The organism is Actinocatenispora sera, from assembly GCF_018324685.1.
In the GTDB taxonomy this organism is placed as follows: domain Bacteria; phylum Actinomycetota; class Actinomycetes; order Mycobacteriales; family Micromonosporaceae; genus Actinocatenispora; species Actinocatenispora sera.
On record NZ_AP023354.1, the window covers coordinates 3,386,589 to 3,408,830 of the forward strand.

21 protein-coding genes are annotated in these 22,242 nt (G+C 74.5%); 12 read left to right on the forward strand and 9 right to left on the reverse strand.

What is annotated here, in order from left to right:
• Window positions 1-142: 142 nt before the first annotated feature.
• Window positions 143-1,882 (reverse strand): DEDD exonuclease domain-containing protein, encoded by a 1,740-nt coding sequence (locus tag Asera_RS16305; RefSeq protein ID WP_244844183.1) that lies wholly within the window; start codon window positions 1,880-1,882, stop codon window positions 143-145.
• Window positions 1,883-2,121: 239 nt separating this feature from the next.
• Between Asera_RS16305 and Asera_RS16310 the strand changes: the two genes are divergently transcribed.
• A complete protein-coding gene (locus tag Asera_RS16310; protein ID WP_084132557.1) occupies window positions 2,122-3,651 on the forward strand; it encodes an NYN domain-containing protein in 1,530 nt (509 codons plus the stop codon).
• A gap of 247 nt (window positions 3,652-3,898) precedes the next feature.
• Window positions 3,899-4,108 (forward strand): hypothetical protein, encoded by a 210-nt coding sequence (locus Asera_RS16315; protein ID WP_051802846.1) that lies wholly within the window; start codon window positions 3,899-3,901, stop codon window positions 4,106-4,108.
• 135 nt (window positions 4,109-4,243) lie between these two features.
• On the opposite strand, the gene Asera_RS16320 is transcribed toward Asera_RS16315, so the two are convergent.
• Window positions 4,244-5,110, reverse strand: coding sequence for an LLM class flavin-dependent oxidoreductase (locus Asera_RS16320; RefSeq protein WP_030448921.1), 867 nt, complete (start codon window positions 5,108-5,110; stop codon window positions 4,244-4,246).
• Between the two features lie 108 nt (window positions 5,111-5,218).
• Between Asera_RS16320 and Asera_RS16325 the strand changes: the two genes are divergently transcribed.
• The 3 genes from Asera_RS16325 (at window position 5,219) to Asera_RS16335 (ending at window position 9,037) form a co-directional block, all read left to right on the forward strand.
• The gene (locus tag Asera_RS16325; RefSeq protein ID WP_030448922.1) at window positions 5,219-6,472 is read left to right on the forward strand and encodes a M48 family metalloprotease; all 1,254 of its coding nucleotides are present in this window, start codon (window positions 5,219-5,221) and stop codon (window positions 6,470-6,472) included.
• A gap of 62 nt (window positions 6,473-6,534) precedes the next feature.
• On the forward strand, window positions 6,535-7,767 hold the full coding sequence (locus Asera_RS16330; protein ID WP_030448923.1) for an acyltransferase family protein: 1,233 nt from the start codon (window positions 6,535-6,537) through the stop codon (window positions 7,765-7,767).
• Window positions 7,768-7,885: 118 nt separating this feature from the next.
• Window positions 7,886-9,037, forward strand: a complete 1,152-nt coding sequence (locus Asera_RS16335) for a glycosyltransferase family 4 protein (protein ID WP_030448924.1) — start codon at window positions 7,886-7,888, stop codon at window positions 9,035-9,037.
• An 86-nt stretch (window positions 9,038-9,123) separates the two neighbouring features.
• Here the strand turns inward: Asera_RS16335 and Asera_RS16340 are convergent, their stop codons facing one another.
• From Asera_RS16340 to Asera_RS16365, 6 genes are all read right to left on the reverse strand, one after another.
• Window positions 9,124-9,354 carry a hypothetical protein gene (locus tag Asera_RS16340; protein ID WP_030448925.1) on the reverse strand — a complete coding sequence of 77 codons (231 nt, stop codon included), beginning with the start codon at window positions 9,352-9,354 and terminating at the stop codon, window positions 9,124-9,126.
• A 165-nt stretch (window positions 9,355-9,519) separates the two neighbouring features.
• Window positions 9,520-11,010 (reverse strand): glycoside hydrolase family 71 protein, encoded by a 1,491-nt coding sequence (locus Asera_RS16345; RefSeq protein ID WP_051802847.1) that lies wholly within the window; start codon window positions 11,008-11,010, stop codon window positions 9,520-9,522.
• A 130-nt stretch (window positions 11,011-11,140) separates the two neighbouring features.
• A complete protein-coding gene (locus Asera_RS16350) occupies window positions 11,141-11,767 on the reverse strand; it encodes an HhH-GDP family DNA glycosylase (protein ID WP_030448927.1) in 627 nt (208 codons plus the stop codon).
• 88 nt (window positions 11,768-11,855) lie between these two features.
• On the reverse strand, window positions 11,856-12,518 hold the full coding sequence (locus Asera_RS16355) for a response regulator transcription factor (protein ID WP_030448928.1): 663 nt from the start codon (window positions 12,516-12,518) through the stop codon (window positions 11,856-11,858).
• 58 nt (window positions 12,519-12,576) lie between these two features.
• Entirely contained in the window at window positions 12,577-14,166 is a 1,590-nt protein-coding gene (locus Asera_RS16360; protein WP_244844185.1) for a sensor histidine kinase, read from the reverse strand.
• A 222-nt stretch (window positions 14,167-14,388) separates the two neighbouring features.
• Window positions 14,389-16,188: an AMP-dependent synthetase/ligase gene (locus tag Asera_RS16365; protein ID WP_030448930.1), complete on the reverse strand. Its 1,800-nt coding sequence runs from the start codon at window positions 16,186-16,188 to the stop codon at window positions 14,389-14,391.
• A 233-nt stretch (window positions 16,189-16,421) separates the two neighbouring features.
• Here Asera_RS16365 and Asera_RS16370 point away from each other — a divergent pair, with 233 nt between their 5' ends.
• The 5 genes from Asera_RS16370 (at window position 16,422) to Asera_RS16390 (ending at window position 19,579) form a co-directional block, all read left to right on the forward strand.
• A complete protein-coding gene (locus tag Asera_RS16370; protein WP_051802848.1) occupies window positions 16,422-16,826 on the forward strand; it encodes a hypothetical protein in 405 nt (134 codons plus the stop codon).
• A gap of 11 nt (window positions 16,827-16,837) precedes the next feature.
• Window positions 16,838-17,284, forward strand: coding sequence for an SRPBCC family protein (locus Asera_RS16375; RefSeq protein ID WP_030448932.1), 447 nt, complete (start codon window positions 16,838-16,840; stop codon window positions 17,282-17,284).
• Between the two features lie 161 nt (window positions 17,285-17,445).
• Window positions 17,446-17,865: a hypothetical protein gene (locus Asera_RS16380; RefSeq protein ID WP_030448933.1), complete on the forward strand. Its 420-nt coding sequence runs from the start codon at window positions 17,446-17,448 to the stop codon at window positions 17,863-17,865.
• Entirely contained in the window at window positions 17,856-18,800 is a 945-nt protein-coding gene (locus tag Asera_RS16385) for an ROK family glucokinase (RefSeq protein WP_030448934.1), read from the forward strand. Before Asera_RS16380 ends, Asera_RS16385 begins: the two co-directional genes overlap by 10 nt.
• 98 nt (window positions 18,801-18,898) lie before the next feature.
• Window positions 18,899-19,579 carry an endonuclease/exonuclease/phosphatase family protein gene (locus Asera_RS16390; RefSeq protein WP_030448935.1) on the forward strand — a complete coding sequence of 227 codons (681 nt, stop codon included), beginning with the start codon at window positions 18,899-18,901 and terminating at the stop codon, window positions 19,577-19,579.
• Between the two features lie 50 nt (window positions 19,580-19,629).
• On the opposite strand, the gene Asera_RS16395 is transcribed toward Asera_RS16390, so the two are convergent.
• On the reverse strand, window positions 19,630-20,316 hold the full coding sequence (locus Asera_RS16395) for an SDR family NAD(P)-dependent oxidoreductase (RefSeq protein WP_030448936.1): 687 nt from the start codon (window positions 20,314-20,316) through the stop codon (window positions 19,630-19,632).
• A gap of 97 nt (window positions 20,317-20,413) precedes the next feature.
• Here Asera_RS16395 and Asera_RS16400 point away from each other — a divergent pair, with 97 nt between their 5' ends.
• The gene (locus Asera_RS16400; protein ID WP_030448937.1) at window positions 20,414-21,220 is read left to right on the forward strand and encodes a LysR family transcriptional regulator; all 807 of its coding nucleotides are present in this window, start codon (window positions 20,414-20,416) and stop codon (window positions 21,218-21,220) included.
• 68 nt (window positions 21,221-21,288) lie between these two features.
• Window positions 21,289-22,242: an NAD(P)-dependent oxidoreductase gene (locus Asera_RS16405; RefSeq protein WP_157035113.1), complete on the forward strand. Its 954-nt coding sequence runs from the start codon at window positions 21,289-21,291 to the stop codon at window positions 22,240-22,242.

A 22,242-nucleotide genomic window follows, 5' to 3' on the forward strand; every position in this document is an offset into this window, starting at 1 on the left:
CGGCCTGACGGGTCCTCTCACCGATCGTAATCGGCGAACCGGGACGACCGATGAGCCAATTAGACCCGATCGATCGGTGGATACCAACGAACGGTCGCATCCCCGATGACGGCATTTCTCACACTGGACCCCAAGTCGCAGGTCAGGCCGTCGCACGGGTTGGTCGATGAATCGTACGCGGTCCTCCGCGGTCGGACAGCGGGTCCGTCGAAGAACGCGCAGCGTCGGCCTTCTGTAACAGAACGTGAAACCGCTCGGCGCCGCTGGCGGGGCAGCACCAGCCCGCCCCGGACGACTCCACCAGCCGGGTCTCCGGTCGGTTGAGGAACGCGAGGATCAGCTCGGTCTCCTCGCCCGTCGCGCACGGCGTCGGGCCGACCCCGCCGCGCACCGTCTCGGCCGTCGCCAGCAGCGCCGCCAGCACCGGCCGCGGCGCCGTCCCCCGCGGGGCCGTCCCGGCCGCGGCGAGCCGGCCGTACCGGACCACCGCGAGCTCCCAGCCGCCGTCGTCCGCCCGGCGCGCCGCGACCAGCTCCGGGATCGAGGTCAGCGACCGCAGCCGCTGCAGCCGCACCGCCGCCCGCAGCAGCGCCACCAGCCGCCCGCGGACCGTGGCGGCCTCCTCGTACCGCTGGTCGGTGGCGAGCTCGCCGATGCGCGCGAGCAGCCGGTCGACCAGCACCGCCGGGTCGCCGTGCACCAGATCGCGGAACGCGTCGGCGTGCCGGGCGTAGTCGGCCGGCGCGATCTGCAGCTCGCACGGCGCCGCGCACCGGCCGATCTCGGCCAGCGCGCACGCCGGGCTCGCGGTCCGCACCGACAGCCGGCGGGTGCACTGCCGCAGCGGCACCGCGTCGTACACCCCCGCGGCGGCGGTCTCGGCGGTCCGCCGGGACGAGAACGGCCCCAGGTAGCAGCCGGCGTCGTCGGCCAGCTTGCGCACGATCGACAGCCGCGGGAACGGCTCGTCGGTCAGCTTCAGCCAGTGCACCCGCTCCGGGAACTTCGACCGCCGGTTGTACGGCGGTTTGTGCGTGGCGATCAGCCGCAGCTCGCGCACCCCCGCCTCCAGCGCGTGCGCACACTCCACCGCCTCCACCCGCTCCGCGGCGGTGAGCATCTCGGTCATCCGGGACCGGGTCTCCGCCGCGGTGAAGTAGCTGCGCACCCGGGTCGCGATGTCGCGCGAGGTGCCCACGTAGAGCGGGCGGCCGGAGCCGTCGCGGAACACGTACACCCCCGGCGCGTGCGGCAGGCCGTCGGCGAGGCCGCGCTTGCGCCGCTGCACCGGGTGCACCGCGCGGCAGAACTCGACCAGCTCGTCCAGGGTGTGCACCTGGTGGCTGCCCACCCGCTCCAGCAGCCGGTGCAGCACGTCGACGGTGGCCCGGGCGTCGTCCAGCGCCCGGTGGCTGGGCTGGGTCGCGGTGTGGAAGTGGGCGGCCAGGGTGGCGAGCTTGCAGTTCGGCACCTCGTCGCGGGTCAGCGCCCGACGGGCCAGGGTGACCGTGTCGACCACCGGGAACCCCGGCCACGGGTAGCCGAACTTCGCGCACGCCGCCTTCAGGAAACCCACGTCGAACGGCGCGTTGTGCGCCACCAGCACCGCACCCCGGGCGAACTCCAGGAAACTCGGTAGCGCCTCGGTCAGCGCCGGCGCCGGCGCCACCATCGCCTCGGTGATGCCGGTCAGCGCGGCCACGAACGGCGGGATCGGCAACCCCGGGTTGACCAGCGTGCCGAACTCGCCCAGCACCTCGCCGCCGCACACCTTCACCGCGCCGATCTCGGTGATGCCCGCGTCGGCCGGCGACCCACCCGTGGTCTCCAGGTCGACCACCACGAACGTGGTGGTGGCCAGCGGCTGGCCGATCTCGTCGATGCTCTGTTGCCGGAAGGCGGGTTCACCGCTGCGACGGACGGGGGGTACGGGCACGTACGGCACGGTAGGCGCCGGGTACGACGAAAGCGACGCCGCACCCGGCACGGCCCGCGGCACGCCCGCGTACCCCCGGTCGCATCGGTACGGGCCGATGTGTCGCCTTTGGTCGGCGGGACGCTCCGCCGGCACGCCCGGCCGGCCGCAGCACGTCCGCGCTGACGTGCCGAGGCGACCCGGCGATGTCAAACTGTCCTTATGAGCACCCCGGCACCCGCGGTCCGACCGTGGCCCTCGACGTACCGGCAGCGGCACGTCGCGGACCGTCGTGCCCGCGACCGGACGCCGGGCGGCGGCACCGCACGAAGCGGACGCCGGTGGGCGGCCCGGGGGTGCCGCCGCGCGGGCGGCCCGAGCAGGGGAGCCCGCCCGTGAGTGCCGAACCGAACCCGATCGACTCGGCCGACGACCCGGCGCTGGTCCCGGTGCTGCCCGAGGCGGTCCGGCAGCGGGTGGTGGTGCTGGCCGCCACGGTGCTGGGCGGGCTGCCGCTCGACCAGGTGCCCGCCTCCCTGCGCCGGGTGGCGCGGTTCACCCCGGCCAAGCGGGCCAAGCTCGGCGGGACCGGCATCGCCGCGGCGCTGGCCGGCGACCCGGCGTTCCGGCAGCGGGTCGCGGACAAGGTCGCCGACGCCGGCGGCGAGCTGACGATCGCGGTCACCGCCGGGACCAGGCCGGCCGCCGCCGACCCGGTCGAGGTCGGCGCGCTGGCCTACCTGCTGCGCCCGGACAACTGGGTCGACCTGGTCGTCGGCGCCGCCGACGAGGTGCGCACCGAGACCGACCGGGTCGCCACCGAGCACCGGATCAAGGAGGCCGAGCAGCGCGCCGACCGGGCCGAGCAGGCCCGCGCGGCGGCGGTCGCCGAGCACGGCCGGCTGCGCGGCGAGGCGGAGCAGGCCCGGGCCGAGCTGGCCGAGCTGCGCGCCGAGCTGCGCGCGGTGCAGAAGGAGCTGCGCGAGAGCCAGCACCGGGAGCGCCGGGCCAGCGAACAGGCCGCCACCGAGAAGGGGCGGTTGGCCCGCGCCGAGCGCGACCACCAGGCGGAGCTGCGCCGGCTCAACGCCCGGCTGGCCGATGCCGAGGCGGCCGCCGCCGCGACGCGCGCGGCCGGGGCGCAGGAACACGCCTTCGACGACTCCCGGGTCTGGCTGCTGCTGGAGACGGTCCGCAACGCCGCCCGCGGCCTGGTCCGGGAGCTCGCGCTGGACCCGGTCGAGGTGGTGCCGGCCGACTTCGTCGCCGAGACCGCGGACACGCCCGACCGGCCGCGCGCCGGCGCCCGCGCGCTCGCCGCCGACGACCCGGCCCGGCTCGACCAGCTGCTCGCGATGCCGCGGGCGCACCTGGTGGTGGACGGCTACAACGTCACCAAGACCGGCTACGGTGAGTTGTCGCTGGAACAGCAGCGCAACCGGCTGGCGGCCAGCCTCGGCGTGCTCGCCGCGCAGACCGGCGCCGAGGTGACCTGCGTCTGGGACGGCGCCGACCCGGTACACGGCATCGCGCCGCCCCCTCGCGGCGTGCGGGTGCTGTTCAGCCGCAAGGGCGAGATCGCCGACGAGCTGATCCGCCGGCTGGTCCGGGCCGAGCCGGACGGCCGGGTGGTGGTCGTGGTGTCCTCCGACAAGGAGGTCGCCGACGGTGTCCGCCGGCACGGGGCGTACCCGCTGTCCGCGCACACCCTGCTGCGCCGCCTCGCCCGCGGCTGACCGCGCTGGCGCGGCGTTCGCCGTGGTACGCGGCGCGCTGCCCGCGGGCCGCCAGCACACGCCCGCGGGCCGCCAGCACACGCGCCGGCTGCGGGCCGCCAGCACAGACGTCCGCGGATCGCCGCCGCGCTCGCCCGCGGGCCGTCAGCCCAGATGGCGTCGGTTCGCCCGGACGGAAACGTCGTACCCCCTGCGTAGCGTGCGAATCGTGGTGGGGGAGAGCCCGCCACGCAGGTTGGGAGGTTCGATGATCATCGACTGCGATCAGTGCACGGTGCGGGGGCGCGCGTGTGCGGACTGCGTGGTGAGCGTCCTGCTGGGACCGCCGCCCGAGCTGGAGCTCGACGCCGAGGAGCAGCACGCGCTGGACGTGTTCGCCGATGCGGGCATGCTGCCGCGGCTGCGCCTGGTGCCCGCCGAGCCGGCCCCCGAGGCCGGCTCCCGGCGCACCGCCTGACCAGGGTCTCGGTCCGGGCGCGCCGCCTGACCAGCTGTCCGGCGCCAGGGTCGCGACTCCGCCGCCGGCACGGGACTCCGACCCCGCCACCCGGGCGGCCTGGCCGGCCCCGGCGTTGGACGGTCCGGCCGAACCCTAGATGGTCGGCGGGCCCTGTTCGATGCGGCGCAGCACCGGGGCGAGCCGGTCGAAGCCGACCAGCGTCTGCACCTGACGTTCGTCCCACCAGGTCGCGCCGGCGTCGGCCAGCGGTGAGATCAGGTCCCGGGCCGCCGCCGGGTCGCCCGGGCTGGCACCACCCAGCACGATCTCGAACGGGCCGTCCCGGTCCGCGCGCTGGGCCCGGACGTAGTCGACCAGCTCGCGCACCGCGCCGATGGACGGCACCTCGCCGTGCCGGGCGTCGGTGAACAGCGGGACGACGCCGTCCCAGCGGGCGGCGCGGCGGATCGGCCGGCGGCGCGGCCAGTAGCCACCGACCCAGACCGGCGTTCGGGGCCGCTGCACGGTCGCCGGCAGCAGCTGCACGTCGCGCACCTGGTAGTGCTTCCCGTCATGGTTCACCGGCTCGCCGGACCAGTAGCGGTTCAGCAGGTCGAGACCCTCGTCGAGCCGTTCGGCGAGGAGCACCGGATCGGTCGGCTCGCCGAAGCTGCCGAACTCGTCCTCGATCGGGCCGCCGAGCCCGGCACCGAACACGACCCGCCCGCCGCTGAGCGCATCGAGCGTGGCGACCTGCCGGGCGAGCTGCTCCGGCCGGCGCCGGGCCACCGGGGTGACGAGCGTGCCGAGCCGGATCCGGGAGGTGGCCAGGGCCGCGGCGGTCAGCAGCAGCCACGGGTCGCCGAACGGCTGCCCGCGGCGCCGCGTCTTGTCGTGCACCACGTGGTCCCACACGAACAGGCCGTCCCAGCCGGCCTGCTCGGCCGCGGTCGCGACCAGCGCGACGGTACGGGGGTCGGCGAAGTCCCCGAAGTTCGGGACGTTGATCGAGAAGCGCATCCCCGCAGCCTGCGGTACGCATCGCCGGCGGGCAAGCACATTGCGCCGGCGCATACCGCACGAGTGGCCGGGGCACCGGCGAACGGCCGGGTCTGGAAGGCTGCGGGTATGGCGAGTCTGGTCGGTGCCGCGGTCGTCGCGGCGGTACTGCTGGTCGCGGCCGGCGTCGTCGTCGGGGTGGCGGTGCCGTGGCGCATCCCGGTACCGCCGCGGACCGCGCAGCTCGCCGCGCTGGCTCGACTGCCCGCCGAGCAGGTGGCACGCGGCCGGGCGCTGGCCGCCGAGCTGCTCCCGCTGCGGTACGCGGGCCTGCTGGTGGAGCTGGTCGCGGTGCTGGTGCTGGGGCTGACCCCGTTGGCCGCGAGGCTGGTGACCGCGATCGGCGATGCGGTGGGTGCCGGCCGGCTGGTGACCGCGGTCCTGGGTGGGCTCGCGGTGGTGGCGATCGTCGAGCTGGTCGGGCTGCCGTTCGCGGCCCGGCGTCGGGCGGTGCTTCGCCGGTACGGGCTGATCACGCAGGGCTGGGCCGGCTGGGCGGTGGATCTCGGCCGCGGTGCGGTGCTCGGGATCGTGTTCGTCGGTGCCGCGCTGGCCGGGTTCTTCGCCGCGACCGGCGCCTGGCCGCACGCCTGGTGGGCGCCGGTCGCCGGCGCCGCCGCGATACTCACGCTGCTGCTGTCGATGGTGTTCCCGGTGCTGGTGGAGCCGCTGTTCAACCGGTTCACCCCGATGCCCGACTCCCCGCTGCGCGACGACCTGCTGGCGCTGGCCGCCGCCGACCGGGTACGCGTCCGGGCGGTGCTGGTGGCCGACGCGTCGCGGCGCGGCAGCGCGGTCAACGCGTACGTGTCGGGGCTGGGGCCGACCCGCCGCATCGTCGTGTTCGACACGCTGCTGTCCGCGGCGCCGGACGCGGAGACCCGGCTGGTGGTGGCGCACGAGCTGGGCCACGCCCGCCACCACGACGTACCGCTCGCGGCCGGGCTCGGCGCGCTCGGCGCCGCGTGCGGCTGCTGCCTGCTGTACCTGTTCGGTGCCTGGCACGCGCCGTTCGCCCTGGCGGGTGCCACCGGCCTGGCCGATCCGAGGGCGGTGGGGCTGCTGGTCGCGCTGCTCACGGTCGCGCAGCTGGTGCTCGGACCGGTCGGCAACCTGGTGTCGCGCCGGGTGGAGGCGCGCGCCGACCGGCACGCGCTGCGTACGACCGGCGATCCGGCGACGTTCGCGGCGATGCAGGGGCGGCTGGCGCTGCGCAACCTGGCCGACGTGGATCCGGGCCGCGTCTCGCAGACCCTGTTCGGTAGCCATCCGAGCACGGTGCAGCGGCTCGCCGCCGCGGACGAGTTCACCGCGGACCGGTAACGTTCCGGTCATTTCCGGCGAACTACAAAGACCACCGCTCGACCGTCGAGACGCAGCCAGGAGTGACCGACCGGATGGCCCACCCGCTCGCACGGGTACCGGCGCCGCGGGCGTCGCTGGGCTACCGGCCGGCGCTGGACGGGATCCGGGCGGTGTCGATCATCGCGGTCATCGTGTTCCACACGCCCGGCTGGGGTTCGCTGCCCGCGGTGCTGCCCGGCGGCCACATGGGCGTCACGGTCTTCTTCGTGCTCTCCGGGTACCTGATCACCACGCTGTTGCTGGGCGAGCTGCACCGCACCGGCGACCTCGACCTGCGGGCGTTCTACCTGCGCCGGGCGGCTCGGCTGCTGCCCGGCCTGCTGCTCGTCGCGGTGGTGCACTCGCTGTTCTGGAGCAGCCAGGACGGCGTGCTCTCCACGGTGGTGCCGGTCATCGCGGCACTGCTGTACCTCAGCAGCGTGTTCGCCGGGTTCTGGCGGCTGATGGGGAAGATCACCTGGAGCTGGTCGCTGTCGGTCGAGGAGCACTTCTACTTCGGCTGGCCGCCGCTGCTGCGCTGGCTGTTTCGTACCGAGGCGCGGCACGCCGACCGGTCGTTGCCGCGCCGGCATCCGATGCTCGCGGCGACCGCCGCGGCGCTGGTGATCGTGGCGATCGCGGTCGGGCTGCGGGTCACGTTCGTGCACTCGGTGCGCTGGCACGACATGCTCTACTACTCGACGTTCACCCGGATGGACGCGCTCGCGGTGGGCTGTCTCGCCGCGCTCGCCGCGTGGCGGTACCGGCTGCCGTGGGCGCGCTGCGCCGGTTGGCTCGGCGCGGCGGTCCTGGCGGTGAGCTGCCTGAGCCCGCTGTGGTCGATCGGGCGCTCCTCGCTCAACCTGTGGGGCCTGCCGCTGGGTACCGTCGCGGCCGCCGTCCTGGTGGTCAGCGTCGTCCAGCGGCCGGAGGCGCTGCTCGCCCGGCTGCTCGCGACCCGCCCGCTGGTGCACATCGGCACCATCTCGTACGGGCTGTACCTGTGGAACCTGTTGCCCGGCCGGGCGCTGATGGAGCTGCGCGGTCACCATCCGGGCCACCTCGCCACCGTGGCGTCCTGGCTGGTCATGCTCGTTGCGGTGGAGCTGTCGTACCACCTGGTCGAGCGGCCGGTACAGGCGTGGGCGCGGGCGCGGCTGACCGGTGCGGCGCGGCCGCGCCCGGCGGTGGTCCGCGGCGTGCCGGCCAGCGAGTGCACCCGCCAGGTCCTCGCCCGGGCCGCCTCCTGGCGCGTCCCCACCGTCGTCCGCTAGCGGCAGGGGCCGCGTCGGTCGAGCCGATCGCGAGGTTCCGCGCAGCGGCCTGGTCGCCCGGCACCCGGGTTCGTCAGGTCCGCGACGGGGGGCGCCGGCCGGCGCCTACCATCGCCGGATGGGCCGCACCCTGCTGATCACCAACGACTTCCCGCCGCGTACCGGGGGGATCCAGAACTTCGTGCACGCGCTCGCGGTGCGGCAGCCGGCCGACTCGCTGGTGGTGTACGCGTCGTCCTGGCGCGGCGCCGCGCAGTTCGACGCCGAGCAGCCCTTCCCGGTGGTACGGGCGGACACCACGGTGCTGTTGCCCACCCCGCGGGCCCGGCGGGCGGCGGTGGCGCTGGCCCGCGAGTACGACTGCGACACCGCCTGGTACGGGGCGATGGCGCCGCTGGGGCTGCTCGCGCCGGCGCTGCGGGCGGCCGGGGTGCGTCACCAGGTGGCGCAGACGCACGGGCACGAGGCCGGCTGGGCTGCGCTGCCCGGACCGCGCGGGCTGTTGCGCCGGATCGGGCACCACGTCGACGTGGTCACCTACCTTGCCGAGTACTTCCGGGTCCGGCTGGACCGGGCGATCAACGCGCGGCGGCGGGGTGCCCGGCTGGAGCATCTCGCGCCGGGCGTGGACACCGAGAAGTTCCGGCCCGACCTGGTGCACACCGAGGGGGCGGCGATCCGGCGCGAGCTGGGCCTCGCCGACCGGCCGGTGATCGTCTGCGTGTCCCGGCTGGTACCGCGCAAGGGGCAGGACACGCTGATCCGGGCGCTGCCGGCGGTGCGCCGGCGGGTACCGGACGCGGCGCTGCTGATCGTCTCCGGCGGCCCGGACCGGCAGCGGCTGCAGCGGCTGGCGAGCGACACCGGCGTGGCCGACGACGTGGTGTTCACCGGGTCGGTGCCGTGGGCGGCGCTGCCGCACTACTACGCGGCCGGTGACGTGTTCGCGATGCCGTGCCGGACCCGTCGCGGCGGGCTGGAGGCCGAGGGGCTGGGCATCGTGTACCTGGAGGCGTCGGCGACCGGCCTGCCGGTGGTGGCGGGCGACTCCGGCGGCGCGCCGGACGCGGTGCGCGACGGCGAGACCGGCTTCGTGGTCTCCGGTACCGACGTGCCGGCGCTCGCCGACCGGTTGGTCACGTTGCTGGCCGACCGGTCGCTCGCGGCCCGGATGGGCAAGGCCGGCCGCGCCTGGGTCGAGTCGGACTGGCAGTGGGACACCATCGCCGCCCGGATGACCGCCCTGCTGCACCCGGACAGTCCGCAGTAGACGGGCGCGGCCGGGACCGGTTGCCGGTCCGGGGGAACGCGCCGGCACGAGGAGGCGTTCGCCCGGTACGAGAAGCGGATGCGCGACTACGTCGAGCGCAACCAGGCGCTGGGGTGGGCCGCGGCCCGGTGGTTCTTCACGAGCCAGCCGACGAGGCGCTCACCGGGCTCGCCGTCGAACCGGACGGCGAGGCGCTCACCGGGCTCGCCGTCGAACCGGACGACGAGGCGCTCACCGGGCTCGCCGTCGAACCGGACGACGAGGCGCTCACCGGGCTCGCCGTCGAACCGGACGACACGGTCGAGCTGCCCGACCACCCGCTGCCGGCCCGAGCCGCCCGACCCGGCCGGAGTTCCGTGGGTCCACTGTGGACCGTTCGGGTCCCCGGACCGGGGCCGGCGCTGTGGACCGTGGACACCGATCCGCGGCGTCCGGCGACCCCGGCCGTCCACGATGGACGTTCTGGACGGCCGGACCCGCGGTCACGGGCGCGCGCAGTCGACGCCGCCGCCGGCGTGGTACATCATGTCCTGGAAGTCGACGCTGGCCCGGATCGGCGTCGTACTGGTCACCGACCGCACCGTGGCGCCGCCGCGGGTCAGGGTGAACACCGGCGTGTTGCCGGCCACCAGCGGCACCGAGTACGACGTCAACCCGGCGCCGGCCGTCTCGCTGTGCGAGTCGCTGCCCTGGGTGATCGTCAACGTGCCGGGTGTGGTCAGGAACGCGACGAGTTCGACCTTGTCGCTGGCCGGATCGCCGTTCGGGACGTGCATCGTCACCGGTGAGCCGTCCCGGCCGACCGGCTGCCGCGCGAACGGGGCGTCCGTCGGCTGGGACCGGTGGAAGTAGTAGAGCGCGTCCTGGGTGACGGCCGGAGTGGCGCCGGTCTTGAACGCGTCGACGTAGTACGACGCCACGTCGGTCACCGCGTACCCGCGCTCCGCCGACGGCGAGACCCACGACTCGGTGTAGTCGTTCCAGGTGATCAGCGAGACCCAGTCGGCGTCCGAGTCGATCGCGGTCTGCAGCGAGGACCGCAGCAGGCCGCTGTTGGACGACTCCCAGTACCGGCCGTCGTAGCTGCGGGTGTCCTCGAACGCCGCCGGCTGCATCCAGATCCGGCCGCGCGCGTGCGCCGTCGCGCTGTCCTTCGCGTACGTGCCGGTGCCGCCGACGAACCTGGTGCCCCACTGGGAGTACCCGTACACGATGTCGTTCCAGTCCGACCGTTCGGTGGTGCCACCGCCCCAGGACAGGAAGATCGGCACCAGCGCGGTGGGCACGCCCTCGGCCGCGAGCTTGTCCTCGACCGACTTCCACCACGCGACGCTCTGCCGCTCCGGGTAGAACGGCGCGAGCACCACCCGGCCGTCGTCGAGCTTGTACACGCTCGGGTCGTCGGCGTAGCGCGCCACGATGTCGACGACCGGATCGTTCGCGGCGCCGGCCGCGGTCGGGAAGTCCGGCCCGAGCATGATCCGGAAGCCGGGATCGACCGCCTTCGCCGCCGCGAGCATCGCCGGCAGCTGGTTCCACCGCGCGTCGCCGGAGTCGTGGTACTCGAAGATGAAGCCGTCGATGCCGACCTGGATGGCGCGCCGGATCTCGGTCTCGAAGTCGGCCTGCTTCCAGTCGCCGCTGCGCGGATCCCGGCCGATCGGCCGGTCCCGCAGGTCGTACGCGCCGCCCTCGGAGTCCAGCGAGTACTGCCAGCGCGAGTAGCTGTCGGACTCCGGCGCCTTGTTGTCGATCGACACCGGGAACGGCGGGAAGTAGTACGCGAAGACCTTCTTCGGGCTCGCCCGCAGCTGCGCCGGTGCCGGCAGCGTGACCGGGAGCGGGTTGCACTCGGAGGTCGCCGCGCTCGCGCGCGCCTGGTGCCGGTCCGGCGCGGCCGTCGCCGCGGTGGCCGACGCGCCGGCCACCAACACGGCGGCCAGCGCGGCGACGAGTCTGGTACGGGTACGCAAGGTGGGCCCCTTCGGGTGAACGGTCCGAACGAGCCTCAAAGATATCGATAATTCTCGATGGGCGCGAAACCTCGGCGCCGGGACGACCGCCGCGCCGTACCGACCGCTCGGCGCCGCGCGAGCGGTGACGTCACGCGGCGCGCAGCTCGTCCTCGTGGCCGTGTGCCCGGATCAGGGCGGCGGCCAGCCGGGGCAGCTCGCCGGCCGGTACCAGCGTCGCCAGCCCCGCGGCGCTGTGCGGCAGCCGCAGGGTGCGTGCGGTCGAGCGGACCCGCTCGTCCGCGTACGGCGCAACCGACGGCCAGGTCGCCTGCACCTCGCGCAGGAAGATGTCCGCGCCGGTCGGGCCGATCCCGGGGAACTCGGTGAGCAGCCGGGAGATGCCCGCCGCGGCACCGTCCGCCTCGTCCCGCAGCCGGCGCAGGTCACCGTGCCAGCGCTCCAGCAGCAGCCGCGCGCCATCGCCCAGCTGGGTGGCGGTGCGCTCGTCGTACCGGCGGTAGTGGCCACGGCCGAGCGCGTCCACCCGTTGCTGCCAGGTCGCGTCGAGCATCCGGCGCGGCGTCCGGTACCCGGCGGACAGCTCCCGGGCGGCCGCCACCGCGACGTCGGCGGAGATCCGCGCGGACAGCAGGTGCGCGAGCACCAGCAGCCGGTACAGCGGGGATGGTGTGTCGGCCAGCCGGATCCCGGCCTGGTCGGCGAAGCTGCGCCCGTACCGGTCGAGCAGGGTCCGCACGGTGCGCTCGCGGGTCATGACGACCACCTCCGCCGTGCCGGCTACCCGCCCCGGCGCCGCGCACACGTGGCCGCGGTTCCCGGCGCCACGGGCAGCACCGAGCGGGTCAGAAGCGGGGGGTGTCCGGCGCTTCGAGCAGGCCGAGGCGCAGTGCGGTCATCAGCGCCTGGGCGCGGTTGCCGGCGCCGAGCTTCTCGTACAGCTTGGAGATGTGCGTCTTCGCGGTCGACTCGGAGACGTACAGCTGCTTGGCGATGCCGGCCACCGACATCCCGTCGGCGAGCAGCTTGAGCACCTGGCCCTCGCGCGGCGACAGCTGCGGGCCGGACGGCTCCAGCCGGCGCTTCATCGCCTCGGCCAGGTCGGCCGCGGTGAACGCGTTCGGCGTGGCCGCGGCGTGCCGGGCGGCGGCGACCACGTCGTCGGCGGGCGCGCTCTTCGGCACGAACGCGCTCGCGCCGGCCTCCAGCGCGCCGAACAGCTGGTCGTCCCCGGCGTACATGGTCAGCACCACGATGCCCATCGTCGGGTGCGCCTTGCGCAGCTCGCGGGTGGCGGTCAGGCCGCTGCCGTCGGGCAGCCGCAGGTCCATGATCACCACGTCCGGGCGCAGCGCGGCGGCCTGCCGGACCCCGTCGCCGGCGGCGCCGGCCTCGCCGACCACCTCGAAGTTCGGATCGCGTTCGAACGCGTGCCGCAGACCCTTGCGAATCAGGTCGTGGTCGTCGACGAGCAGGATCCTGGTTCGGCCGATCGGCTCATCGGGCATGGCGCTCACTCCGCGGTCCGGGGATCATTCGGCAACCGGAGGGGCCAGCGTCGCCGGGTCAGGCACTGTCCGTGGCGGTGCTGTCATCGGCACCCTCCGCTGCCGACACGCTACCGCGCCGGGGCCGCGCCGCGAGTACCGCAGTGATCATCGTGCCCGACGGCTTGCGGGGGTTTATCCCCAATTGGGCACGTATGCGGCGGGCTCGTTCGGCCATGATGGTCAGTCCGTAACTGCCCTCGTTCGGCCCTTCCGGCATGCCCTGACCGTCGTCGGCCACCTCGATCCGCGCGTACGGCGGGTCGATCTCGCAGGTCACCCACAGATTCTCGGCACGCGCGTGCTTGCGGGCGTTGGTGATGGCCTCCTGGCCGATCCGCAACAGCTCGGTCTCCACCGTCGCCGGCAGCCGGGCGGTCGAGGTGTCCAGCGACAGGTGCACCCGCATCCCGCTGGACGCCGCCACGGTACGGGCGTAGTCGGCCAGCGCGGTGGCCAGCCCGCCGGACGGGTCCACGTCGGTCCGCAGCTCGAACAGCGACAGCCGCAGCTCGGTGATCACCCGGGTCACCTCGGCGCGCAGCGTGTTCAGCTCGCCGACCGCCTGCTCGGCGCCGGCCACACCGGTCAGCCCGGCCACCGCGTTGTCGATCCCGTACCCGACCATGACGAGTTCCTGCGCGACCCCGTCGTGGATCTCGCGGGCCAGCCGCTGCCGCTCCTCGGTGGTGGCGAGCGCGCGGACCTCGTCGAACAGCAGCGCCGCCTCCAGCCGCAACGCCGCGGTCGACACCAGCCCGCGGACCCGGGCGACGGTCTCCGGCGGGTACGCCCCGGTGCGGTCCGCCTCGACCACCAGCAGGCCGATGCTGCGCACCCCGGCGACCAGCGGTACCACCAGCGCGGAGACCGGGTGGCCGGTGATCGACCGGGCCAGCGAGGTCGAGGTCAGGTGCGGCTGCTGGCTCAGCCACGCCTCCGCGATCGGGGTGTCCGCCGACAGCGACGTCTCCCAGTCGGTACGGTCCGGTCCGCGCTGGGTGAGCACCACCAACCGGCCGCCGCCGGAGCGGCCCAGCACCGCCGCCCGGTCGCTCGGCGCCGCCGCGATCACCTCGTCGAGCAGGCCGGCGGCGATGCCGCCGAGGTCGAGGGTGCCGCCGGGCAGCTGCCGGGCCACCGTCCGCAGCTGGGTCAGCAGCCGGGTGGCCGCCGCGTACGGCTGCGGCTCGGTGCGGCCGACGTCGGCGTACATCCGCCGGCCGGCGACCGCCGCGGCCGCGGCCACCAGCAGCCACAGCACCGTCGCCAGGACGAAGTCGCGGCTGGTCAGCCGGCCGGTCGCCGCACTCGCGCCGAACGTGGTCAGCGCGCCGAGCCCGACCAGCGCCAGCGCCTCGCCGATCCCGGCGAACGAGGCGGAGCGCACCGGCAACAGCAGGTACGGCAGGGTGCCACCGTAGCCGGCGTGCAAGGCGGCGGTGGACAGCCCGACGACGACCACCTCGGCGATCCGGCCGAGCCGGCCCAGCAGCGCGAGCCGGCCGCCGGCCGCCGCTGGCAGCACCAGGCCAGGCAGCGCAGCGACCGCGAGCAGCGCGCACCAGCCGAGAGTGCTCCACCGTGGTGTCGACAGAAGGGCCAACATCGTCACCAGAACCAGCAGGACAACCCGCAACGGGCGCAGCAGCCGAAGGCCGGCCTGGCTCGGCCGGTCCGGCGAGTGCGATGCGCTGGTCATCGGCCCACCTTGCCACGCCGGCCCCGCCCCACCCCACCGATCCTCACCCGGTACGGGTCGATCACGGTGCGGTACGAGCGGTGAGCGGCTGCGCGGTGTGACGGCACCATGATCAACGAGGGGGATCGGTCAGCGGGTGTAGATCGCGTCGATCTCCGCGGCGTACTGCTTGAGCACGACGCCGCGCTTGACCTTCAGCGACGGGGTCATCTCGCCGGTCTCCTCGCTGAAGTCGCGGGGCAGGACGCGGAACACCTTGATCGACTCGGCGCGGGAGACCGCCTTGTTCGCCTCGTCCACCGCCGACTGGATCTCGGCCCGGATCTCCTCGTCGTCGATCAACGCGGCCGCGTCCGTGTTCGGCTTGCGGCCGTGGTTGCGCAGCCAGTCCGGCAGCGCCTCCGGATCCAGCGTCACCAGCGCGGCGATGAACGGCTGCCGGTCGCCGACCACCATGCACTGGCTGACCAGCGGGTGCGACCGGACCCGGTCCTCCAGGGTGGCCGGCGCGACGTTCTTGCCGCCGGCGGTCACGATGATCTCCTTCTTGCGGCCGGTGATGGTGAGGAAGCCGTCGTCGTCCAGCTCGGCCAGGTCACCGGTGTGGAAGTAGCCCTCGTCGTCGAACGCCTCGGCGGTCGCCTTCTCGTTGTTCCAGTAGCCGGTGAACACGTAGTCGGCCTTGACGCACAGCTCGCCGTCGTCGGCGATGCGCACCGACGAGCCGGGGATCGGCCGGCCGACCGTACCGATCTTGCCGTGGTCCTGGTCGTTGACCGAGATGACCGGCGAGGTCTCGGTCAGCCCGTACCCCTCGAAGACGGTGATGCCCACGCCGCGGAAGAAGTGCGCCAGCCGCTCGCCGAGCGGCGCCCCGCCGGAGATCGCGTACCGGCACTGGCCGCCCATCGCCGCCCGCAACTTCGCGTAGACCAGCTTGTCGAAGATCGCGTGCTGCAGCCGCACCCCGGCGCCGATCCTGCCGGCGTCCAACCCCTTGCTGTACGCGATGGCGACCCGCTCGGCGCGCTCGAAGATCCGGCCCTTCGCGTCGCCCTCGGCGTACGCCTTCTGCTTGGCCCCGTTGTAGACCTTCTCGAACACCCGCGGCACCGACAGCAGGAACGTCGGGCGGAACGAGGCGAGGTCGGGCAGCAGGTTCTTCACGTCGCCGGTGTGGCCCATCCGGGCCCGCGCCTGCACGGCACCGAGCTGCACGATCCGGGCGAACGCGTGCGCCAGCGGCAGGAACAGCAGCGTGCTCGACCGCTCGTTGAACAGCGGCAGCAGGCCGGGCACCGCGTTCGCGATGTCCGAGTAGAGGTTGCGGTGGGTCAGCTGGCAACCCTTCGGCCGCCCGGTGGTACCGGAGGTGTAGATCAGCGTGGCCATGTCGTCGGCGCCGCGGGAGCTGCGGCGCTCCTCGACGGTCTCCGGCGACACCGAACCGCCGCCGGCGACCAGGGTGCCGACCGCGTCCTCGTCGATCGTCCAGACGTGCTTGAGCGCGGGCGACTCGTCTCGCGCGGTGGACACCAGCGCGGCGTGCTCGGCGGTCTCCACCACCACGCCGACGGCGCCGGAGTCGGCCAGGATCCAGGCCACCTGATCGGCCGAGGACGTCTCGTAGATCGGCACGGTGATCGCGCCGGCCGCCCAGATCGCGTAGTCGAACAGGGTCCACTCGTACCGGGTCTTCGACATCAGGCCGACCCGGTCTCCGGCGCCGACACCGGCCGCGACCAGACCGCGCGCCACCGCGACCACCTCGTCCCGGAACTGCCGGATCGTCACCGACTCCCACTCGGTGTCTCGCCGACGGGAGAACTGCACGGTGTCCGGGTACTCCTCGGCGTGCCGCCACACCACGTCGGTGAGGTTCTCCTCGTCCGCGACGGTGACGAGGGGGGGAACGGTCAACTCGCGCACGCTCTACTCCTTGCGCCCGGCCGGCGGCGGGCCGGATGCTCTCGCCGTCGGTGATCTCTCTGCTGCGAAACCTACCGCCCAGTACCCCGTTTCCGGGACCCCGGTCGCCCCATGGCCGGCCGGGTCCGGTGCACGGCGTACCGCGTCGCCGGTGGCCGCACCGCGGAATCCACGCAGCACGGCCCGGCCGGCGCCTGTCCGTGCGGACCTCCCAGTGTGGCAGGCTGGCCGGCATGCCGCTGGTCGACGTGCTGCAGGAGACGTTCGTGGCCGCCGCGCCCGGACTGGTCGCCGACGCGCTGGCCGAGCCGGCGGTCGCCGCGGACCTGTGGCCCGAGCTGGCCGTCACGGTCACCCAGCGGCGCGGCCTGGAAGGTCAACGGTACGTGGTGCGCGGCGCGTGGATCGGCACCGCCGAGCTGTGGCTGGAGCCCTGCGCCGACGGCGTGCTGGTCCACTCGTACCTGCGGCTCGACCCCGCTGCCGGCCCGGTGTCGGCGCGGGCGGCGCGGCGCGAGGCGGCCCGCCGGCGACGGACCATGCGGTGGGGCCTGTGGCGGCACAAGGACCGGATCGAGGCTGGCCGGGCGCCGGGTACCGCGGCGGTGGGGACGATGGTCGACCGGACGGCACGGTAGCCTCACGATCCATGACGGACTCCTCGACGCAGTCGATCGTCGTGCGCGCCACCCCGCAGCGGGTCGTGGAGATCATCAGCGACTTCCCCGCCTACCCGGGCTGGGCCAGCGCGGTGCAGACCGTCGAGGTGCTGGAGGAGTACGAGGACGGGTACGCCAGCCGGGTCCGGTTCGTCCTGGACGCCGGCGTTCTCAAGGACACCTACACGCTGGAATACGAGTACGCCGAGGACCTGAGCCGGATCCAGTGGCGGCTGGTCGAGCCCACCCGGGTACAGAAGAACCAGGACGGCTCGTACGACATCGACGACAACGGTGACGGCACCGCCACGGTGACCTACTCGCTGTCGGTACAGCTGGCGGCGCCGATGCTCGGCATGCTCCGCCGGCGCGCCGAGAAGATGATCATGGACGTGGCGCTGCGCGAGCTGAAGAAGCGCGCCGAGACCACCGACTGACAGCGGTCGACCGGGCCGTCGCGGACGGCCCCGAGTCCGGCGGCCGACCGCCACGACGGTGAGCCTGCCGCGGCTGCACGCTGCGCCCGCCAAGTAGAGTTCGTGCCGGTCGAGGTGGCTGGACGGTCGGCGCGTGGCGCGGCCGGGACGGGAGTGCACCGGTGGCACACGCTGCGGTACGCGACGAGGCGCGGTTGCTCGTGACCGGGGTCCTCGCCGCGGCGTCCCGGGCGGCGAGCGGCTGGCCCGGCCAGTCCGGCTGCCGGTGCCCGCTGTGCCGGGCCGCCGCGGCGGTGCGCGAGCCGGATCCGCAGCTGTCGGAGCGGCTGGCCGACGCGGTCGGCACCGTCGCCGACGGCGTCGCCGGGTTGCTGCGCGCCTGGTCCGACGGTGCCACCGGCCCGGACGGGACCGCGCCCGCGGGCGGCTCATCCGAGGACGAGTCGTCCCGCGGCGGGTCGTCCGGTGGTGCGGCGTCCGGCGGTGCGGCGGCGGCCGGGCCGACCGGTGGTGCGGCGGCCGCGGCCGGTGAGCCCGCCGACGGCGGGATGCAGACGAAGGGAGACGTCGGGTGTCAGTGACGATCGGGGTCGATGTCGGCGGGACGAAGGTGGCCGCCGCGGTCGTCGCCGAGGACGGCACGGTCGTCTCGGAGACCCGCCGCGACACGCCGGCCGACGACGTCTCCCGCACCCTGCAGATGATCATGGACGCGGTGGAGGAGCTGGCCGGCGCGCACCAGGTCGAGGCGATCGGGGTCGGCGCCGCCGGCTGGATCGACGCGGCCCGCTCGACCGTGCTGTTCGCACCCAACATCGCCTGGCGCAACGAGCCGCTGCGGGCCGAGCTGGCGGACAAGTTCGGGCTGCCGGTGGTGGTGGAGAACGACGCGAACGTCGCCGCCTGGGCCGAGTACCGGTTCGGCGCCGGCCGCGACGTCGAGTCGATGATCATGTACACCGTCGGTACCGGCATCGGCGGCGCGGTGATCATGGAAGGCCAGCTCATTCGCGGCGCGCACGGCATCGCCGCCGAGCTGGGGCACCTGACCGCGGTTCCGGACGGCCAGGTCTGCGGTTGCGGGCGGCGCGGCTGCCTGGAGCAGTACGCGAGCGGCCAGGCGCTGGTGCGGCTCGGCCAGGTGGCGGTGGCGCACGTGCCGGCCACCGCGCCGATCCTGACCCAGCTGACCGGCGGCGACCCGGAGAAGGTCACCGGCCCGATGATCACCGACGCGGCGCGGCAGGGCGAGCCGGCATCGGTGGCGGCGCTCGCCGACATCGGCAAGTGGCTCGGACTGGCCTGCGTCGACCTGGTCCAGGCGCTCGACCCCGCGGTGATCGTGGTCGGCGGCGGCGTGGTCGAGGCGGGTGACCTGCTGCTCGGCCCGGCCCGCCGGGCCTACGTGGACGGCATGGCCCAGCGCGGTCAGCTGCCCGTCGCCGAGCTGCGTCCGGCCGAGATGGGCAACACCGCCGGTGTCATCGGCGCAGCCGACCTCGCCCGGTCTCGTTAGGGTCGCCGCGCCGGTCTGGTGAGGGTCGCTGCGCTCGGCTCGCTTCCGTTTTCTCGGGTGCTGTTCAATCAGGATCAAGAGCGAGTGTGGAGGTGTTGGTGACCGGTCGAGTGCGGGTGTTGAGCTACAACGTGCACGGGCTCTCCGACGATCGGGAGGCGCTGTACCGGGTGGTGCGCGCGGCGCGGCCGGACATCGTGTTCGTGCAGGAGGCGCCGCGCCGGTTTCGCTGGCGTACCCGCTGCGCCGAGCTGGCCCGGCACTGCGGGATGTTCTTCGGTGCCGGCGGCGGCCCCGCCATCGGCAACCTGATCATGGTCGGCCAGCGGGTACGGGTGGTGCGCGACTGGTCGCTGCGGTTCCCGCTCGCGCCCGGCCGGCACCTGCGCGGGGTCGCCTTCGCCGACTGCGAGCTCGCCGACGGCGGCCGCTTCACCGCGGTCGGCACCCACCTGGGTACCGATCCGGCCGAGCGCACCGACCAGGCCGAGCGGCTGGCCGCGGTGATCTGCGCGCAGCAGCCGCCGGTGCTGTTCGCCGCCGACCTGAACGAGGCGCCTGGCGGCCAGGTCTGGTCGCACCTGACGAGTACCACGCTCACCGACCCGTCCCCGGGCAAGGGCGACCCGACCTACCCGGCGGCCGCGCCCCGGCTGCGCCTCGACGCCGTACTGGCGCCCGCACAGACCACGGTGCACGACCACCGGGTCCTCGACACCGACGACGCCCGGCTCGCCTCCGACCACCTTCCGGTGCTCGCCGATCTCACCCTGCCCTAGGGTCTGCCCGCGGCCCGGCGTCGGGCCACCGTCCGATGTGGAGGGTTGGGTCAGGCGGTGATCAGCCGCTCGGGTTCGGTGCGGGCCGCGGCCAGCTCCCAGTACGTCTCGGCCAGTACGTCCGGGTGCGTGGTCGGGGTGTCCGGGGTGGGCGTGCGGGTGCCGGCCAGCCACACGCCGATCGAGACGTGGCAGGCGTACACGCCGTCGTCGGCGAGCAGCGTGTTGAGGTTCAGCGCCCAGTTGCGCAGCCCCGCGGCGGCGATCCCGGGCCCGGCGAACATCGGCGTCGGGTGCACCGACGAGGCGCCGGTGGTGTACAGCAGGGCGCCGGAGCCCGCCGCGCGCATCGCCGGCAGTACCGCCCGGGTGGCGGCGATCGCGCCGTAGCAGGTGCTCTCCAGTTGCGGTCGCAGCAGATCGACGGTCAGGTCGAGCGCGCCGGTGTAGGCCTCGCCGGACGCCGCTCCGGCGACGGTGGGGGAGTACTCGAGGACGTCGATGCCGCCGAAGTGGTCGGCGGCGCGGCCGAGGGCGGCGGTAAGGCCGGGCCGGTCCAGTACGTCGGCGGCGAACCCGGCGGCGTCGACGTGCTCGGCGGCGAGCTGCCGGACGAGTGCGTCCAGGCGCTCGGGGTTACGGGCGAGCAGCGCGACCTGGTATCCGTGCCGTCCGAACACCCGCCCGAGGGACAGGCCGAGGCGGGCGCCGGCGCCGACGATGGCGATGGTGGGCATGTGCGATCTCCTGAGGGTCCGATGGGATGCCTTCATCGCAGCACCGGCGAGGCGGCGCGTCCAAGACCGGCTCGGCGCCGATCGATACCCTGGAGGCATGGATCGGTGGGAAACCCGGGAACTGGCGTACTTCCTGGCGGTCGCCGAGGAACTGCACTTCGGCCGGGCCGCGGAACGACTCGGCATCGCCCAGCCCGCGCTGTCCCGGTCGGTGGCCCGGCTGGAGCGCCGGCTCGGCGTCGGGCTGTTCGAGCGTACGAGCCGGTCGGTCGCGCTCACCGCGGCCGGCCGGGTGCTCGCCGAGGACGCGCGGAACGCACTGGACGCGGTGTCCGCCGCCGCCCGCCGGGCGCAGCGGGCCGGCGCGGCGTGCCCCCAGCTGGAACTCGCCATCAAGGTGGGCGGCGACGCCGGCCGGCTGCCCGACCTGCTCGCCGCCTACCAGCAGGAACCGGGCGTGCTGCCGGTACACGTGATCTTCGCCGCGGACCGGGCCGCGTTGCTGCGCGACGGCCGCGCCGACGTCGCACTGCTGTACGACCCGATCGACGACCTGCGCGGGTTCGACACCCAGCCGCTGCTTGTCGACCCGCCCATCGCGGTGTTGCCCGCCGCCCACCCGCTCGCCGGCCGGACCGGGCTTCGGCTGGAGGAGTTGCGCGGCGAGACCGTGCACCGGCGCGACGACCACGCGGTGGGCAGCGTCGACGAGCTGATGCACCGGATCGCGCTGGGCCAGCTCGTCGCGGTCCTGCCGCGGTCGCTGACCGTACCGCTGCGGGCCGACCTGGCCGCGGTTCCGGTCACCGACGCCGCGTCGCTGACCCTGGTCCTCGCCTGGCCGGCGCACAGCACCTCGCCCTCGGTGGCCGCGCTCGTTCGCGCCGCCGAGTCGCTGACCTGACCGGGCCCGCGGCGCGGCGGCGCGCCCGCCGCGGCCGGTGCGCGCCGACGGTGCCAGAATCCGACGGTGTGAGGGGATTCTGGGTGCACGGAGTGGCGTCGGTGGGCGAGCGGGCGGTGGCCCGGCTGCGCCGGGAGCGCCCGCACTGGCGGTTCACCGACGGCGCGCCGCCCGCGGGCGCCCGCTACTCGGTGCTCGTCGCCGGCCGGCCGGACGAGGCGCTGCTGTCCGCGAGCCCGGCGCTGCGCACCCTGGTCGTCCCGTTCGCCGGGATCCCCGCGCAGACCGCCGAACGCCTCGCCGACCGGCCCGGCATCGCGGTACGCACCCTGCACCACACCGCGGGGCCGACCGCCGAGCTCGCGCTGGGGCTGGTACTCGCCGCGGCTCGGGCGCTGGTACCCGCCGACCGCGCGATGCGCGACGGCGACTGGACCCCGCGGTTCGTACCACCGGAGCCGACGATGGTGCTCGCCGGGCACACCGCGACGGTCGTCGGGTACGGCGAGGTCGGTCGCCGGGTGGCCCGCGGGCTGGCCGCGCTGGACCTCCGGGTCAACGCGATCCGCGCCGGCGCCCGCGGTACCAGCGGTGACGGGGTCGCGCTGATCCACCCGCCGCGCCGGCTGCCCGAACTGCTGCGCCGCTCCCGGGTGGTGGTGCTGGCGGTGCCGCTGTCGGCCCGTACGACCGGCCTGATCGGTGCGAACGAGCTGGCGCTGCTGCCCGACCCCGCCGTGCTGGTGAACGTGGCCCGCGCCGCCGTGGTCGACGAATCCGCGCTGTACCAACGGTTGCTCACCGGCAAGCTCGCCGCCGGGCTGGATGTGTGGTGGTCCGAGGCGTCCGGGGACGGTCCGCGCACCGGCATCGCCGCGTCCCGCTTTCCGTTCCACGAGCTGCCGAACGTGGTACTCAGCCCGCACCGCGGCGGCGCGTTCAGCCTCCCGGAGGTGCAGCGGGCCCGGCTCACCGAGCTGACCCGGGTGCTCGACGACCTGTCCGTCCACTCTGGAGAGTGA

What these genes read in the sequence shown, in the direction of transcription:
- Asera_RS16310 (WP_084132557.1), top strand. Translation starts at nt 2,122, where the DNA reads ATGTCAAACTGTCCTTATGAGCACCCCGGCACCCGCGGTCCGACCGTG.
- Asera_RS16320 (WP_030448921.1), bottom strand. Translation starts at nt 5,110, where the DNA reads ATGCGCTTCTCGATCAACGTCCCGAACTTCGGGGACTTCGCCGACCCC.
- Asera_RS16360 (WP_244844185.1), bottom strand. Translation starts at nt 14,166, where the DNA reads ATGTTGGCCCTTCTGTCGACACCACGGTGGAGCACTCTCGGCTGGTGC.
- Asera_RS16395 (WP_030448936.1), bottom strand. Translation starts at nt 20,316, where the DNA reads ATGCCCACCATCGCCATCGTCGGCGCCGGCGCCCGCCTCGGCCTGTCC.
- Asera_RS16315 (WP_051802846.1), top strand. Translation starts at nt 3,899, where the DNA reads ATGATCATCGACTGCGATCAGTGCACGGTGCGGGGGCGCGCGTGTGCG.
- Asera_RS16400 (WP_030448937.1), top strand. Translation starts at nt 20,414, where the DNA reads ATGGATCGGTGGGAAACCCGGGAACTGGCGTACTTCCTGGCGGTCGCC.
- Asera_RS16335 (WP_030448924.1), top strand. Translation starts at nt 7,886, where the DNA reads ATGGGCCGCACCCTGCTGATCACCAACGACTTCCCGCCGCGTACCGGG.
- Asera_RS16375 (WP_030448932.1), top strand. Translation starts at nt 16,838, where the DNA reads ATGACGGACTCCTCGACGCAGTCGATCGTCGTGCGCGCCACCCCGCAG.
- Asera_RS16350 (WP_030448927.1), bottom strand. Translation starts at nt 11,767, where the DNA reads ATGACCCGCGAGCGCACCGTGCGGACCCTGCTCGACCGGTACGGGCGC.
- Asera_RS16355 (WP_030448928.1), bottom strand. Translation starts at nt 12,518, where the DNA reads ATGCCCGATGAGCCGATCGGCCGAACCAGGATCCTGCTCGTCGACGAC.
- Asera_RS16325 (WP_030448922.1), top strand. Translation starts at nt 5,219, where the DNA reads ATGGCGAGTCTGGTCGGTGCCGCGGTCGTCGCGGCGGTACTGCTGGTC.
- Asera_RS16370 (WP_051802848.1), top strand. Translation starts at nt 16,422, where the DNA reads ATGCCGCTGGTCGACGTGCTGCAGGAGACGTTCGTGGCCGCCGCGCCC.